This window comes from Acinetobacter sp. ACNIH2, from assembly GCF_002934965.1.
Lineage (GTDB): Bacteria > Pseudomonadota > Gammaproteobacteria > Pseudomonadales > Moraxellaceae > Acinetobacter > Acinetobacter tandoii.
This window is the reverse complement of sequence record NZ_CP026412.1, coordinates 165917-182361: the sequence shown is the minus strand read 5'-3', so window position 1 is coordinate 182361 and position 16445 is coordinate 165917. Positions and strand designations below refer to the sequence as shown.

General features: G+C 40.2%; 14 protein-coding genes. 9 read left to right on the top strand and 5 right to left on the bottom strand.

What is annotated here, in order from left to right:
• Nucleotides 1-6 precede the first annotated feature (6 nt).
• Together C3F34_RS00760 and C3F34_RS00755 are read left to right on the top strand one after the other, a co-directional pair.
• Nucleotides 7-669 carry a response regulator transcription factor gene (locus C3F34_RS00760; protein WP_104440850.1) on the top strand — a complete coding sequence of 221 codons (663 nt, stop codon included), beginning with the start codon at nt 7-9 and terminating at the stop codon, nt 667-669.
• Nucleotides 670-2025, top strand: coding sequence for a sensor histidine kinase (locus tag C3F34_RS00755; protein WP_104440849.1), 1356 nt, complete (start codon nt 670-672; stop codon nt 2023-2025).
• Nucleotides 2026-2116: 91 nt separating this feature from the next.
• Here the strand turns inward: C3F34_RS00755 and hemP are convergent, their stop codons facing one another.
• Nucleotides 2117-2287, bottom strand: a complete 171-nt coding sequence (gene hemP, locus C3F34_RS00750; RefSeq protein WP_016167467.1) for a hemin uptake protein HemP — start codon at nt 2285-2287, stop codon at nt 2117-2119.
• Between the two features lie 140 nt (nt 2288-2427).
• Here hemP and C3F34_RS00745 point away from each other — a divergent pair, with 140 nt between their 5' ends.
• Nucleotides 2428-3327 carry a thiamine phosphate synthase gene (locus C3F34_RS00745; RefSeq protein ID WP_104440848.1) on the top strand — a complete coding sequence of 300 codons (900 nt, stop codon included), beginning with the start codon at nt 2428-2430 and terminating at the stop codon, nt 3325-3327.
• A 43-nt stretch (nt 3328-3370) separates the two neighbouring features.
• Here C3F34_RS00745 and C3F34_RS00740 read toward each other — a convergent pair whose 3' ends face one another.
• Together C3F34_RS00740 and mrcB are read right to left on the bottom strand one after the other, a co-directional pair.
• Entirely contained in the window at nt 3371-3919 is a 549-nt protein-coding gene (locus tag C3F34_RS00740; RefSeq protein ID WP_104440847.1) for a tetratricopeptide repeat protein, read from the bottom strand.
• 16 nt (nt 3920-3935) lie between these two features.
• A complete protein-coding gene (mrcB, locus tag C3F34_RS00735) occupies nt 3936-6335 on the bottom strand; it encodes a penicillin-binding protein 1B (RefSeq protein WP_104440846.1) in 2400 nt (799 codons plus the stop codon).
• A 188-nt stretch (nt 6336-6523) separates the two neighbouring features.
• Here mrcB and C3F34_RS00730 point away from each other — a divergent pair, with 188 nt between their 5' ends.
• Complete coding sequence (locus C3F34_RS00730) at nt 6524-7429, top strand: NAD(+) kinase (protein WP_016167471.1); 906 nt, start codon at nt 6524-6526, stop codon at nt 7427-7429.
• A gap of 2 nt (nt 7430-7431) precedes the next feature.
• Nucleotides 7432-7704 (top strand): YeaC family protein, encoded by a 273-nt coding sequence (locus C3F34_RS00725; protein ID WP_016167472.1) that lies wholly within the window; start codon nt 7432-7434, stop codon nt 7702-7704.
• 99 nt (nt 7705-7803) lie between these two features.
• Here C3F34_RS00725 and C3F34_RS00720 read toward each other — a convergent pair whose 3' ends face one another.
• Nucleotides 7804-8799, bottom strand: coding sequence for a glycosyl transferase family protein (locus tag C3F34_RS00720; RefSeq protein WP_044739437.1), 996 nt, complete (start codon nt 8797-8799; stop codon nt 7804-7806).
• A gap of 436 nt (nt 8800-9235) precedes the next feature.
• On the opposite strand from C3F34_RS00720, the gene C3F34_RS00715 reads away from it, so the two are divergent.
• Complete coding sequence (locus C3F34_RS00715) at nt 9236-10582, top strand: dicarboxylate/amino acid:cation symporter (protein WP_016167474.1); 1347 nt, start codon at nt 9236-9238, stop codon at nt 10580-10582.
• A gap of 159 nt (nt 10583-10741) precedes the next feature.
• Complete coding sequence (locus C3F34_RS00710) at nt 10742-11884, top strand: acyl-CoA dehydrogenase family protein (protein ID WP_104440845.1); 1143 nt, start codon at nt 10742-10744, stop codon at nt 11882-11884.
• A 35-nt stretch (nt 11885-11919) separates the two neighbouring features.
• Here the strand turns inward: C3F34_RS00710 and C3F34_RS00705 are convergent, their stop codons facing one another.
• Complete coding sequence (locus C3F34_RS00705; protein WP_044739439.1) at nt 11920-12438, bottom strand: type 1 glutamine amidotransferase domain-containing protein; 519 nt, start codon at nt 12436-12438, stop codon at nt 11920-11922.
• A 428-nt stretch (nt 12439-12866) separates the two neighbouring features.
• Between C3F34_RS00705 and pheA the strand changes: the two genes are divergently transcribed.
• Both pheA and C3F34_RS00695 read left to right on the top strand, forming a co-directional pair.
• Nucleotides 12867-13976: a prephenate dehydratase gene (pheA, locus tag C3F34_RS00700; RefSeq protein WP_016167477.1), complete on the top strand. Its 1110-nt coding sequence runs from the start codon at nt 12867-12869 to the stop codon at nt 13974-13976.
• 178 nt (nt 13977-14154) lie between these two features.
• On the top strand, nt 14155-16401 hold the full coding sequence (locus tag C3F34_RS00695) for a bifunctional prephenate dehydrogenase/3-phosphoshikimate 1-carboxyvinyltransferase (protein ID WP_044739440.1): 2247 nt from the start codon (nt 14155-14157) through the stop codon (nt 16399-16401).
• Nucleotides 16402-16445 lie beyond the last annotated feature (44 nt).

Here is a 16445-nt window from a genome sequence, read left to right as displayed (position 1 = left end):
TACACGATGCGTATATTATTAGCTGAAGACGATCACTCTCAAGCCGAGAGTATTAAAACTTGGTTAGAAATGGACGGTTATAGTGTAGATTGGGTTGATCGTGGCGATTATGCAATTCATGCCATAGAACAACACCAATATGACTGCATTCTTTTAGACCGTGGTTTGCCACAAGCTACGGGAGATGACATTCTTAAAACCATAAGAACACGGCAGCAAGGTATTCCTGTTATTTTTATTACAGCAAGAGACAGTATTCATGACCGTGTTGAGGGGCTAGATTTAGGAGCCAATGATTATTTGGTCAAACCGTTTAGCTTAGAAGAATTATCAGCACGAGTTCGTGCTCAATTACGTTTGCAGCAATCATCGGTAGGTCAGTATTTATCTTTTGCCAATTTACAACTCGACCCGCAAGCTAAGGTTGTTCAGCAAAATGGACAGGTGATTCATCTCACTGCGAAAGAATTTCAGATTTTATATAAATTAATGCAGAAGCCTGAACATATTGTGACGCGTGAACAACTTGAAGAGTCACTGTATGCATGGGGTGAAGAAATTGAAAGTAATGCAATAGAAGTATTTATTTATCAATTACGGAAGAAAATAGGCGCTGATTTGATTAAAACGGTTCGAGGGCTAGGCTATCGAATGAATCAGGATACTTAAATGGCTGCCAAGCATATTTCATTGCAAAAGAGACTGGTTAAGACGTCTGTGCTGAGTTCAGTTGCAGCAGGCGCAGTCGCCTTTGCTTTATTGGTGGGCATTTCGATATATCAAAGTATGAGTATGCAAGACGAAATTATGGATGAAATTGCTGATGCTTTGCTGCTTGTTCAACCCAATCAAAATGAAGGAGCACATATCACGCAGTTAAGTGATGAGTTTGATCTACAATATCAGTTGATCCATCAGCAAACGGTCGTGCTTCAATCCGATTCATTTGAATTGGCATCTATGGTGAATTTTTTAGATATGCAGCATGAGCATTTTGATTACGTTTGGTTTCAACATGCGCTGTGGCGAAGTTATCAATCCTTTGATCAGGATACTCGGCTGCAAGTGGTGATTTATCAACCTATGCAAGTTCGTTTTGAAAAAATCTTGAGTAGTTTTGCTATATATGCTGTTTTGTTAATGGTCTTGTGGTTGTTACAGTGGTTATTTTCACATTTCGCGATTGCACGTCAGTTCAAAGTCATGCAAATGTTATCTAAAAAAATAGCGGACAAGAGCGCGCAGGACTTAACGCCAATTACGCAGAATGCCCCCATCATTGATGAGCTTCAGCCCATTATTTTGCAATTAAATCAATTATTACAACGCCTAGATCAATCATTACAAGCAGAACAGCGCTTTACCGCAGATGCTTCGCATGAATTACGTTCACCACTGTCTGCAATTCAGTTGCGTTTGCAGGTACTCCAACGAAAATATCAAGATCAGCCTCAATTTACGCAAGAATTACAACTCATTCAGCAAGATGTTAGCCGTGGTACCCAAGTGCTAGAAAACCTCTTGCTTCTCGCGCGTTTAGATCCGACTGAAACCGCAGATTTACCATTATCATCGCTTAATTTAAGCCAACTGGTGGTGGACGTCTGGAATAATTTGGAAATATTTAAGCAGCAGAAACAAATCCAACTCGTATCCAATTTGGAACCCTGTCAGGTTAAGGTAAATCCTGAATTAATGACGGTTTGTTTACGTAATCTTTTAGATAATGCCATACGTTATAGCCAACCTCATGGACGTGTTTATATACAGGTAACAGCCGAGCAACAACAGGGGTATCTATGTATTGAAAATGAAGGTGAAGAGGTAGACAGCAACACGATCTCACGTTTGGGTGAGCGTTTTTATAGGGCTTTAGGCAGTAAAACGACAGGTTCAGGGTTAGGGCTTTCAATCTGTAAAAAAATTGTGCAACTGCATCATGCGAGCATAGATTTTTCAGTATCTTCTTATGGTGGTTTAAAAGTAGAGTTGTACTTTAGAAAATTTGAAACACCTGAAATTTGAGATATTGTTCTATTTAGCCTGTAAATAAAAAAGCAGTACGCGCTGACATACTGCTAGTTCCCACGTTTATTATTATCAGTTTATTTTGTTTTTATTTCGTGAGAATAAGACGATTATTGCGAGTTAAACGTAGACGATATTCTTCACCTGCATGCATGATGCGAATTTCACGTCCAAGGGCAAAAAGATTGTTGGAATGTAGCATTGGTAGTGCATGTGCAGCTTCAGTGTGACGTGTAAATAAGCTAAAAGGTGCGTTCATTTTTGTTTGCTCCGTGGTGTATTCTTGAGTGGTTTAAATGATAATCATTATCGAATAGATCTGTCAACGGAAATTTTAGCAATTTATAAAAAAACAAAATTTACTTACACTGACACTAATTTAAAGTGATGGAACTAGTTATGTCCAAGCCGAATATTCATGTCGCTATTGCCTTATTACTGCATCAAAATAAAGTCTTGGTTGGATGGCGCAGTGCTGAACAACATCAAGGCAATAAGCATGAATTTCCTGGAGGGAAAGTCGAAGCGAATGAAACGCCTTTAGACGCTTGTCGCCGTGAAGTTTTTGAAGAAGTTGGGGTAGGGCTGAATGACTGGCACGCATTTGATGTGATTTGTCATGAATATGATGATGTCGTGGTAAATTTACATTTATTTCATGCCATAGTACCCGAAGCATTATTAAGTGAAATCCAGCAACCATGGACATGGTATAGCCGTACAGAATTACTGAGTCTGAATTTTCCGAAAGCCAATTTTAGTATTTTGCAACGCTTATATTGGCCAAATCAAATTAAAATTTCTGAGCATTTGAATGATTTGGAACAACTTAAACCGCAGCAATTATTATATTGGCGTGTTGAACATACAGCAGCAGATTTGGAAGATTTAGAACAATTATCTGAACAACAAGCAAGTCATTTAATTGTCAATGTACAAGCGTGGCAAAAATTGACGTTGCCAATGCAGAAGAAAGTAGCTGCAATTCATCTCAAACAACATCAGTTGATGACAGTTAAGCGTGGAGAATTACCTGTCGGCTTTCGTTTCATCGCGGCTTGTCATGATGTTGTGGCCATGAAACATGCACAAAATATTGGCTGTGATGCGATCATTTTAAGTCCTGTTTTGGCTACAGCGACACATCCTGATGTTGAGCCATTAGGATGGGTTCGTTTTCAAGAATACGCTCAACAAGTGGATATTCCTGTATTTGCATTAGGAGGAATGCATGTTGAGCTGTTACAACAAGCGCAATCACATCATGCTTATGGTATTGCAGGAATCCGATATCTTTAAAAAAACGTAGTAAATTCTTTATAAAGTGTAGAACAAGCAGGCATTAAAGTGTCTTTAATGCCTGTTGCGCTTGCTGTACGGTTTTACTGTTATTTTGCTTTTGCCCTGCTTTGGCTATGGCTCCCCAAAGTTGCTTTTTCATAGCTTGGGTTTGTGCATAGCTTAAGCCACGACGGGCTAAGGCTTCAGCATTGGCAGGTTGATTTTTCTGATTTGCAACTAAAGCCAGAAACAAGAAAGTTTCCGCTGACTGCGGTGCTAGACGTTGTGCACGTAAGGCAGTCGTTTCAGCATCATTCCAGCGTCCTTGTTTATAAGCTTGCTGTGTTTGTTGCATTAATTGTTTAAAGGCTGGAAGTGAGCGTCCATCTTCAAATTTCTGCTGAGATTTTTGTTCAGGCACCACGACTTGCACTTTTTGCCGTTTAATCTCGGGCTGATCATACGGTGTAATCACCACACCAGAAGATTTTGGTTGAGCAGCTTTGGGCTTTTCGGTGGTAACAGCAGGTTTAGCACTTTCTGGCTTGGGTAGGCTTTGACAACCAACCAAAGCCATTACAGCAGCAGAAAGGAGAATCGGTCTCAGCATATACAATTACAATTCCTTAGTTGGCATACGTTCCGCTCGAAATGACACGACCTGAATTTTGATCCAAGTCATTTTGCATGTCACTTTCACTCTCGCGGATATAGTTGTCCATACTATCGGGTTGCGCTGGTTGGTTCTGGTTCATTTCCGTATCAGGTGTGTAAACTGGTTCCACTTGGTAATGAGGAAAGCCGCATGCTGTAGCACGACGTGGTACAGCACTCCTTAATAACGGTATATACAACGCACCTTCACAACCCTGAGCCGATAAGTTGCCTGAGCCACTATCGATCCATTGCCATTGCACATCGTCGGTTTGACGTAAATTGACTGGTTTTTGACGTAATTGACTCATGACATTGGTCCAAACAGGTAAAGCACCTGAAGAACCTGTCAGTCCAGTGACTTTATTGTCATCTAAACCAAGCCAAACCACACTGAGATAATTGCCTGAATACCCTGCAAACCATGAGTCACGGGTATCATTGGTGGTGCCAGATTTACCAGCAAGTTTTAATGAACTTGGCAATGTGCTGTAAGCAGAACGACCTGTACCAGAGTTCATTACCTGTTGTAGGCCATAGTTCACAATATAGGCCGCCGCAGGATCGATGGTTTGTTGCACGGTTAAGCTATAACGCTCTAAAACACGACCATTAGAATCGACCACCGAGCGAATCGATTTAATTGGGTATTTGAAACCGCCTGTAGCAAAGTTTCCATAAATACTCATGACCTCCATCGGAGACATATCAACCGCACCCAAAAAGATAGAAGGGTAGGTTGGAATGTTGGAAGTTACACCAAACTTTTTCAAATGATTACTAAAGCTAGCTACACCAAATTCTTGTCCGAGACGAACTGCAGACAAGTTATACGAATTAGACAAAGCTTGAACCATTGGAACCACGCCATGTTCACCACCACTATAGTTTTTGGGTGTCCAAGATTTACCTTCACTTGGAATGCTAATGTAGCTGTCTTCGATTGGGCTGGCCCAGTTATAACGTCCAGACTCAATTGCATTGAGATAAATCACTGGTTTAAGTAATGAACCGACTTGGCGTTTTGCATCGAGTGCGCGGTTAAAACCAGTAAAATCTTGGGTTGAACCTAGCGCAGCAACCAGTTCACCATTCTCAGGATGAGAAACTAATACTGCACCTTGCAAGTCCTTTAGTCGTTTTGGATTGCTATTGCTTAAACGGGCAACAGACTCTTTAAACGCGTTCTGGATATTGGTTTGGGCAATTGGGTCGAGCGTGGTGAAGATTTTTAAACCTTGGTTGGTTAAATCAGACTCTTGATATTCAGTCCGTAATTGACGACGCACAATATCTAGAAAATCAGGGAAGCGGGCAGGTCCTAACGTTGGTTTTGCTAAAACATTTAATGGGCGAGCAATTTCACGTTCATATTGTTCTTGTGATAAATATCCCATCACCAACATATTATTTAATACGATATCGCGACGCTTTTTAGCACCTTCTGGGTTACGCCAAGGATTGAACAAAGAAGGGCCTTGTACTAAACCAACCAAATAGGCTTGTTGCGAGATATTGAGTTCACGTAACGGTAAACCGAAGTAGAATTGTGATGCCAAACCATAACCATTAATTGAATAGTTGCCATTTTGCCCCAAGTTCACTTCATTTAAATAAGCTTCAAGAATTTCATCTTTGTTGTAATGTAGCTCAACCAAGAGTGCCATTAAGGCTTCGTTGACTTTACGTTTTAAGGTACGTTCTGGGCTTAAATAGAAGTTTTTAACCAACTGTTGGGTAAGCGTTGAACCACCTTGGCGTTTTCCTCCAGTCACATTACTGACCAAAGCTCGCGCAGTCCCTCGAACAGAAATACCATGATGCTTATAGAAGTTACGGTCTTCAGTTGCAATTAAGGCTTCAATTAAAGGTTTTGGCACATTGGACAATTTAATCAGAACCCGATCTTCATTGTGCTGCGGATAAATACCGCCAATCAATAGAGGTTCTAAACGCGCAATCCCTGTTGAAGATGGTTTGGTTGCACTGACTTCACTAATTTGATCATTCGCAAAACTAACTTTTAAAACTTGTTCAGGTTCAACACTATCACCGAAGTCAAAGCCGCGGGTGTGCACATAGAAAGTATCACCCGAGCTAACATAGCTCCCCGATTTTGCATAACTATCCGCATTTTTATAACCTAAAAGTTTCAATTCTTGATTGAAGTCTTTCTGGCTAATGGCTGCATTGGTGTAAATTTCTAGCGGACGAGCAAAAACCTTCGCAGGAATATCCCAACGCTTACCTTCAAACTTTTCTCTCACAATATTATCTAGACGAATCAGGTAAAAACTAAATGCTAGAAAAATACCAATGACCAATATGGAGAAAATAAGTGCGAATAATCCTATGCCACGTTCAAACTTCATAAAAAGTGATAAGATCCTGATAAATTTTGCTAATCATGCGAAGCTTTTTTCCAATTTGCAATAATAAATCTGTCACAGAAGCGAAAAGCTATATAAATGTTTGAGCTAATCAGGCTATTTATAAGGTTTTTTATTTCAATCGGGTTAATGGTATCATAAGCCAGAATCCTAACGGAGCGATCACATAGGTGCAACTTTCACACAAGTCTTTTCGGAATATTGGATTAATTGGTCGACCAGACAAATCTTCTGTTGTTGAAACTTTAAGCCTCATTCACGATCATCTTATGAGCTTGGGTTTACATCCTGTTTTTGATGCAGAAACCGCCGAGCTTGTCCCTTATAAAAATACACAGACAGTCAGCCGAGCATTATTGGGTGAGGTTGTAGATTTGGTTATTGTGGTTGGGGGTGATGGTTCCTTATTACATGCTGCACGTTCTTTGGTGAAGTATAATACGCCTGTGATTGGTGTAAACCGTGGACGCTTAGGGTTTCTTACCGATATTAAACCAACTGAAGTCATCTATAAGCTTGATCAAGTCTTACAAGGTGAGTTCCAGCAAGACCGCCGTTTTTTGTTGGAAATGGAAGTTCGCTCTAAGGGTGAAACGATTCATGATGCAATTGCCCTAAATGACGTTGTATTGCATTCGGGTAAGTCTGTACACATGATTGACTTTGAATTAAACATCGATGGGCAATATGTGTATCGTCAGCACAGTGACGGATTGATTGTTTCTACACCAACGGGTTCAACTGCTTATGCGTTATCGGGTGGTGGACCTATTGTGCATCCGAGTATGGATGCAATTTCTTTAGTCCCGATGCATCCGCATACACTCTCATCACGTCCAATTGTTGTGGGTGGTCATAGTGAAATTAAAATTCTGATTCGTGAAAATCGTGTATTGCCAATGGTCAGCGCCGACGGGCAACATAGTGTTTCACTCAATGTGGGAGATAGTTTGCATATCCGCAAACATCCATTTAAATTAAACCTCTTGCACCCACCTGGGTATGACTTTTATATGGCTTGTCGTACAAAACTAGGTTGGAATCGTGATTTTGATTCATTGCAACAACAGGATTAAAAATGAATATTGAACAAATGCTGGCTGTACTTGATCCAGATATTGTTGGTCGTTTAAAGACTGCGATTGAAATTGGTAAATGGCCAAATGGTGTTGCATTAACCAAAGAGCAACGTGAAATTTGTATGCAAGCTGTGTATGCGTGGGAAATGAAGCATTTACCAGAAACTGAGCGTAGCGGTTATATTGACCGTGGCACGAAAGAAGAAGGTGAAGAGTGCGATGATGATCATCACAAAAACGAACCTGAATTTAAGCCAATTCGTTTTGTTTAAGTCAAAAAGTTTTGCAAATAGCTAAGATAGAAAAAGGACTCCAGATAGAGTCCTTTTTGTTAATTGTTATATTGTTGTCATTACATTGGAATGGCATGCTTAGAAGCGATTTAACCAAAGCTCTTTCGCCTTCAGCATCGCATTAGGGTAACTTTCACAGACTCCCATGGTATACAAGGCAATGCCCATGGTTTCTATGACCGCAGTTTCACCATATTCATGGTGTTGTTGACCTTGCCAGACAGATTTAAATACAGCTAAATCAAGTTCTTCCTCAACTGGACTTCGATTTTCTGTCAGTTTAGGAAGCTCGTACTCATACAATTCCCCATCTTTAATGCCACAAATTAGTGTCTTGGCATCAGGGTTGCGCTCGAATTCACCACCTTCACCTTTAATAACGGCACTGTTTTGATAACCAAGTTTAAAAGCAGCTTGTTGATGAGAGCTACGATAGGCGGGGTGGAAAATGGCTTGTAAAGTGGCTTTCGCGTTAAACGGATTAATCAGTCGCGCTAGGGTATGAATTGGCGAGCGTAATCCCATGACATTGCGTAATGCGATTAGTTCACTCAGGATGGGCGAAATAACCTCTAAAGGTAAATAGGCAAAATTATGTTGTTGTAGTTGCTGCTCAACCTCATCTTGATTTTGACAGATGGGAAAACCTAAATATTCAAGTACTTGTTCGGTATACACGCGATTTAAGGTGTGCCCAGATGCACCATGCATGACAATTTTATAGCCATGATGTGCCAAAGTTAATGCAGCTAATAAGAACCAAGGATAATGCTTACGTTTACCTGCATACGAAGACCAATCCAGATCGACATCAAGAGCTTTAAAATTTAATGTGTCACGCGTTGCTTGTACAAAACCTGCCAATTCGTCTACAGACTCTTCTTTCACACGTAACAGCATCAAAAAAGCCCCCAATTGCACATCAAGGACTTCATCGTTCAAAATCATTTTGAATGCTTGATAGGCTTCATCATAAGTGAGTGATCTTGCACCATTCTTTCCTTTACCAACAATACGGACAAATTGGGCAAAAGGATGCTCAAAATCTTTGTATAAATTTCTTTTGGTTGTCATTTGCTTAGATCACTGTGTAATTTCGTGTTTCGAGGGAGAATGTTTAAATGGATAATAGAAAGATTTTGATGTAAAAGGAAGGAAAATGATGGTTTGGATATGCGACTAATGTCTAATAAAAAATGAGTGCAATTTAATCAAATTTAAAAATATATGTAGATTTACTGTTCAAAAATTCGGTAGAATTCAACCGAATAAGGATGACTGTTAAGTTTTTCTTATGAGTTGTTTTTTCTATCATATTGAAAATATTCATTTTCAATAGTCTAACTGCGATGGAATCGCGGATATTATTATTTAGTTTAATGAGAAGGTATAAAGTTATACCTATAGCCTTTTGTAGTGATTATAAAAGGAATTTTAAGGGCTGTGTATTCTTAGGAATAGACTAATATTGGATGTTTCTAGTTCTAGAAATATGTTTAGAAGTAACGCTATGGCTAAAAAACCCATCTATAAATCACTGTATTTTCAAGTGATTGTTGCCATCATTGCAGGTATTCTGGTTGGTCATTTCTCTCCAAGTGGAACCCAGATTGTAAATGGTGCCGAACAATATGTCCCAGGTTTAGGCGAACAGCTAAAACCTTTAGGTGATGCATTTATTCGATTGATTAAAATGATCATCGCCCCAGTGATTTTCTGTACAGTTGTTAGCGGTATTGCTGGCATGGAAAGTATGAAATCGGTGGGTAAAACGGGTGGTATTGCTCTCCTTTATTTTGAAATCGTTTCTACTATTGCGCTACTGATTGGTTTATTGGTGATTAACATCGCTAAACCAGGTGTAGGTATGAACATTGACCCTGCCTCTTTAGATGTGTCAGGTATTTCTAAATATGTAGAATCAGGTCAGTCTCAAAGTACTGTCGATTTCTTAATGAATATCATTCCACATACTGTGGTGGGTGCTTTTGCTGAAGGTGAAATTCTTCAAGTATTGTTATTCGCTATTTTATTTGGATTTGCACTACACAAATTAGGTGATTCTGGTAAGCCAGTTCTTAAGCTGATTGACCAAATTTCGCATGTCTTCTTCAATATTGTAAATATGATTATGAAGCTTGCGCCTATCGGTGCATTTGGTGCAATGGCATTTACTATTGGTAAATATGGTATTGGCAGCTTAGCGCAATTGGCTCAGTTGATTATCTGCTTCTATATTACCTGTCTATTGTTTATCTTCATTGTATTGGGTTCAATTAGCCGTATCTGTGGTTTCAGTATCTTAAAAATGATTCGTATGATTCGCGAAGAATTATTAATCGTTTTAGGGACTTCTTCTTCGGAATCTGTATTGCCACGTATGTTGAAAAAGCTTGAAATTGCAGGTTGTGAAAAATCTGTAGTAGGGTTGGTCATTCCAACAGGTTATTCATTTAACTTAGATGGTACTTCAATTTACTTGACCATGGCTGCGGTATTTATTGCTCAAGCAACCAATACTCAATTAGATATTTCACATCAAATTACTTTGTTATTGGTGTTGTTGATTTCTTCTAAAGGCGCTGCAGGTGTAACGGGTTCAGGCTTTATTGTAATGGCAGCAACGTTGTCTGCGGTAGGTCATATCCCAGTTGCTGGTTTAGCACTGATTTTAGGTATTGACCGTTTCATGTCTGAAGCTCGTGCTTTAACCAACTTGGTGGGTAACTCGTTAGCAACTATTGTGGTTGCGAAATGGGTCGGTCAGCTCGACAAGGAAAAACTAGATTTTGCTTTGGCTAACCCTGAAGAGGTAGACAAGCAAATGATGGATGAAGGTAATCAAGCGCATGCTTAATGTGATCTTGAATTAAAAAAAGGAAGCTACGGCTTCCTTTTTTTATGCCTATAGAGTTGACCTTTTTGTCGTAAATAAGACATAACATGTACATGACAGTAATCAATAAATTGCCTAGCATTACAAAGCAAAAAATTAAACAACAACAAAGGAAGAATGATGTTAGCACATGATGCAGATTTGGAACTTTTTAAAGACAATTTCAAACGTTTTATGCAAGAGCATATTGCTCCTGACTATGAGCAATGGGAACGAGCTGGCATTATGCCGCGCTCAGTGTGGAAAAAGCTGGGTGAAAATGGGTTTTTATGTGTAGATCTACCTGAGCAATACGGTGGCTATGGTGTACCGACCCATTATTCTTTAATGTTGGTGGAAGAATCTGCTCGTGCAGGATATGGTGCACTTTCTACAGCGATTTCATGTCATTCTGAAATTGCTGCACCTTATGTTTTACATATTGGCACAGAACAACAGAAACAATATTGGTTACCTAAAATGGTCACGGGGGAAGTCGTGGGGGCGATTGGGATGACTGAGCCAGGGGCTGGCTCAGATTTGCAGGCAATACGTACCACTGCTATTTTGCAAGACAATCATTATGTACTGAATGGTTCTAAAACCTTTATTTCAAATGGACAACATGCGGACCTCGTGGTCCTTGCCGTGAAAACAGATCCGCAAGCACGTGCTAAAGGGGTGTCTTTACTTTTATTAGATACCCATTTAGATGGATTTAAGAAAGGAACCAATTTAGACAAGATCGGTTTACATTCTCAGGATACTTCAGAATTATTTTTTGATAATGTGAAAGTGCCTAAGGATCAGTTATTGGGACAAGCAGGGCAAGGATTTAACTATCTTATGCAGGAGTTGCCACGTGAAAGAACAGCGATTGCCGCGACGGCTTTAGGAGCTATTCGTGGGGCACTCGATGTGACCACGCAATACGTCCAAGAACGTCAGGCTTTTGGACAAAAGATTGGGCAATTTCAAAATACGCGTTTTGTCTTGGCACAGGCAAAAATTGATGAGCTGGCTACAGCAGCTTTTTATAATCAAAATGTAGAACTTTATATGCAAGGTAAACTTGATGTGGAAACAGCCGCAGCACTAAAAAGTTTTTCAACCGACATGCAAATGAAAGTTGCAGACCAATTACTACAATTGTTTGGTGGTTATGGGTATATGACGGAATATCCAATTTCCCGTTTCTTTGTAGATGCTCGAATTCAGCGGATTTATGGTGGAACGAACGAAATTATGAAAGAAATTGTCGCGCGTGGAATGATAGGACGCTAACAATATAAAAGAGCCGAAAGGCTCTTTTTTCTGACTTAAAGCTTGAGTACAGTCAAACTTTCGCGAATAAAGGCGGGTAGATCTTCTGGAGAGCGTGAAGAAATATACAAATTATTGTCATTCACCACGGCTTCGTCATAAAACACTGCACCTGCATTAAGTAAATCAACAACAACCGATTTCATGGTGGTCATACGCCGACCTTTTACAACGCCTGCGTTAATCAGTAATTGTGGACCATGACAAATACTCATAATCGGTTTTTGTGCATTCGCAAAACGACGGACAAAATCAACATAGCGTTCATCTGCTCTTAAGTGATCTGGTGAATAGCCACCAGGAATAAGCAAAGCATCAAATTCGTGTACTGTAACATCATCAATGCCTTGATCTATAGTGACAGAATATCGGCGCTTTTTTCCGTATACAATATTGCCTGCTTTATTTTCAATATTGATTACACTATGACTCGCAGCACGAAAGGCTTCAACAGGTTCGACATATTCCATATCTTCGAAGTCATGTGTGACTAAAACTGCAATTCTTTTTGGCATTTTTATTCTCCGAATAGCATTTTTAAATTTAAAATAACAGACAAATTGTGAAATACGTCATATTAAATTGTGGTTAAATTGTGATCTAAAGTAATATGCCTTGATCATGTCATATTCTTAATGAAATTTTCTAGTGCTATGTTTTAAATAAAAAATAATAAAGATAACGTGATTCATCAATTTTCAATGTTGTGCGGTATTAAGAATGATGTTTCATGGAGGGTTAGACCATATACTCAAACCATCTTATGCTCAAGCTCGCTAAGCCAGATGCTCTATCTATTCTACAACTCAAACTTTAGTTAGATTTTGGCAAATATTACGGGCTATAGCGTTGAAATCAGGATGAAACCAGATTTTATTGCCTACCATTTCATTGAACTCTTGATATACTGTCGGCATTCACGTTTTCGAAGGGCGAAATAACAATGATCAACGACGATCAAAACACTACGACTTCTCTGGACTTGACCAAGATTCGCGAAGATATTGATTCTGTCGATCAACAGATTCAACAATTGATTAATCGTCGCGCGCGCTTGGCTGAAGCAGTAGCAAAAGCAAAGTTTGCCTCTGAAGAGAATCCAATGTTTTACCGTCCTGAACGTGAAGCACAAGTTCTGCGTAATGTCATGGAGCGTAATGAAGGGCCTTTGTCGGATGTAACAATGGCACGTTTATTCCGTGAAATTATGTCAGCATGCTTAGCACTAGAAGCACCGCAAAGCATTGCTTTTTTGGGTCCTGTGGGAACATTTACACATTCGGCTGTGCTTAAGCATTTTGGTCAGGATGCGGTGGTTCGTCCTTTACCAACGATTGATGAAGTATTCCGTGAAGTTGAAGCGGGCAGTGCACACTATGGTCTAGTACCAGTCGAAAACTCATCTGAAGGGGTCGTGAACCATACTTTAGACTGTTTTAAATCATCGACATTAAATGTGATTGGTGAAGTGGAACTACGTATTCATCATCAATTCTTAATTTCCGAAAATACCCGTAAAGATAGTATTAAACAGATTTATGCACATCAACAAACCTTGGCACAATGCCGTAAATGGTTGGATGCACATTATCCAGGTGTTGAACGTGTTGCACTCAACTCAAATGCAGAAGCTGCGCGCCGTATTCGTAATGAATGGCATTCGGCTGCGATTGCATCGGACGTTGCTGCAAGTATTTATGAGTTAGAAATTCTACACAGTAACATTGAAGATAATCCAGAAAACACGACACGTTTCTTGGTCATTGGTCGTGAAAAAGTGCCACAAAGTGGTAATGACAAAACCTCTTTACTGATTTCGGCACATGATCGTGCAGGAGCTTTACTCGAAATTTTAGCTCCTTTTGCAAAACATCAAATTAGTTTGACCAGTATTGAAACGCGTCCTGCACTTCCAGAGAAATGGGCTTATGTGTTCTTTATTGATCTTGAAGGTCATATTGAACAAGAAAATGTGAAAGCAGCCATTGAAGAAATTCGTCCTTTAGTCAAAGAAGTACGTGTATTGGGTTCTTACCCAATCGCTGTGCTCTAACATTCGCCATAAAAGGTGGTGTTGCTGTCTCGTATATTCAATCCAATCTAAAATTTGGAATATGTATTGATATACTGAGACAGCTTACAAAAACTTTTAAGTTAAAAAAACTTAAGCATATAGATATCGTTGAAATGCACTTGCCAAAGTGTGGGGTTTAGAGGCGAAAGCATAAAAGATGACACAGCCATTATTTGAAAAAGTTGCATTTATTGGACTTGGCCTGATTGGTTCAAGTCTGGCTCGTGTAATAGTTGCTGAAAAACTGGCGAAACAAATTGTCGCATCAACACGTTCAAGTAAGACCTTGGATGATGCAAAAGCTTTAGGCTTAATTGCTGAAGGTTTTACTAATCCAGTTGATGCTGTGCAAGGTGCCGATTTGGTGGTACTTGCCTTGCCTGTACGAGCGACAGAAAAAGTTTTAGCTACCATTAAGCCGTATTTGTCAGAAAATTGCATCATTACTGATGTAGGCAGTACCAAAGGGAATGTTGTTGATGCAGCCAAAGCCGTTTACGGTGAAAAGTTGCCTGCTGGTTTTGTACCAGGTCATCCAATTGCGGGCGCGGAACATACAGGTGTTCATGCAGGTAAAGTCGATTTATTTGCGCATCATAAAGTCATTCTGACACCACTTCCAAGCAGTGCGCCTTGGGCGGTTGAAAAACTGATCACCCTTTGGCAAGCGGCAAAAGCTGAAGTCATTTGCATGGATGTGGAAAAACACGATGAAGTGTTGGCGCATACCAGTCATTTACCGCATTTGATGGCATTTAACTTAGTCGAGCAATTGGCCAATCGCGCAGATAATTTGGATATTTTCCGTTATGCTGCGGGTGGTTTTCGTGATTTCTCACGTATTGCGGCCAGTGATCCGCAAATGTGGCATGACATCTTCTTTGCCAATAAAAAAGCCATTTTAAATGCTGTAGATGGATTTGAACAACAACTTGCTGTACTCAGAAAACTGATTGAAGATGAAGATTCGCCAGCCTTAATGGGTTTGCTTGGCAATGCTCAAGCTGCACGACAACATTTCAATCACATGTTAGCCAAGAAACCCCTGATGGAGAAAAATAAGGTGACACAACAATTTACCATTTTACCAGGCCCTAAAACGTTCCAAGGTAAGTTTACCGTGCCTGGAGACAAGTCTGTGTCTCACCGCTCTATCATGTTTGGTGCGATTGCAGAAGGCACAACACATGTCACAGGTTTCCTAGAGGGTGAAGATGCTTTAGCAACATTACAAGCCTTCCGTGATATGGGCGTAAGCATTGAAGGACCTAAAAATGGTGAAGTGACCATTCATGGCGTTGGCATGCATGGTCTAAAAGCACCTGCGGGCGCGTTGTATATGGGTAACTCGGGCACATCTATGCGTCTTTTGTCGGGAATGCTTTCTGCACAAAAATTTGATTCAGTCATGACGGGTGATGCCTCTTTGTCAAAACGTCCAATGGAGCGTATTGCGAAACCTTTACGTGAAATGGGTGCACAAATTCAGACCACAGGTGAGCGTGGTACACCGCCAGTATCGATTACAGGTAGCCAGCCATTAAAAGGCATTCACTATGATTTACCAATGGCTTCTGCTCAGGTGAAATCAGGTATTCTATTGGCGGGTTTGTGGGCAGCAGGTGAAACTTCTGTGACCGAACCAGAGCCAACACGTGATCATACTGAGCGTATGCTACGTGCTTTTGGTTATGAAGTAAAAACTGAAGGCAATCGTATTTCACTGCAAGGTGGTGGTAAGTTAGTTGGTACGGACATTCAGGTACCTTCAGATATTTCTTCTGCTGCATTCTTTATGGTCGGTGCTGCAATTACTGAAGGTTCAGACGTGACGCTTGAAGCTGTAGGCATTAACCCAACGCGTACAGGCGTGATTGAAATTTTGAAACAAATGGGTGCTGATCTCACTGTTGAAAATGAACGTATTGCAGGTGGCGAACCAATTGCAGATATTCGTATTCGTGGCAGTCGTACTTTAAAAGGTATTCATATGCCTGAAGACCAAGTACCACTAGCGATTGACGAGTTCCCAGCGTTGTTTATTGCGGCGGCTTGTGCCGAAGGGCAAACTGTACTAACAGGTGCAGCAGAATTGCGTGTGAAAGAATCTGACCGTATTCAAGTGATGGCAGATGGTCTGAAAACCATGGGCATTGACTGTACACCGACAGATGATGGCATCATTATTGAAGGTAAAGGTCAGTCTGGAGATTGGTCTGCAATCTTTGCAGGCGGTGAAATTGAATCACACCATGACCACCGTATTGCCATGAGCTTTAGTATGGCGGGTTTACGTAGTTCTGGTGAGATCAAAATTTTGGGTACAGAAACAGTAGCAACCAGTTTCCCAACCTTTACTGAACTTGCAAATCAAGCAGGTTTAGCCATTCAGGTGACTGAATAAGACTTGTGACTCAATAAGTCAGTTATTTATGATTGAACAGCCAA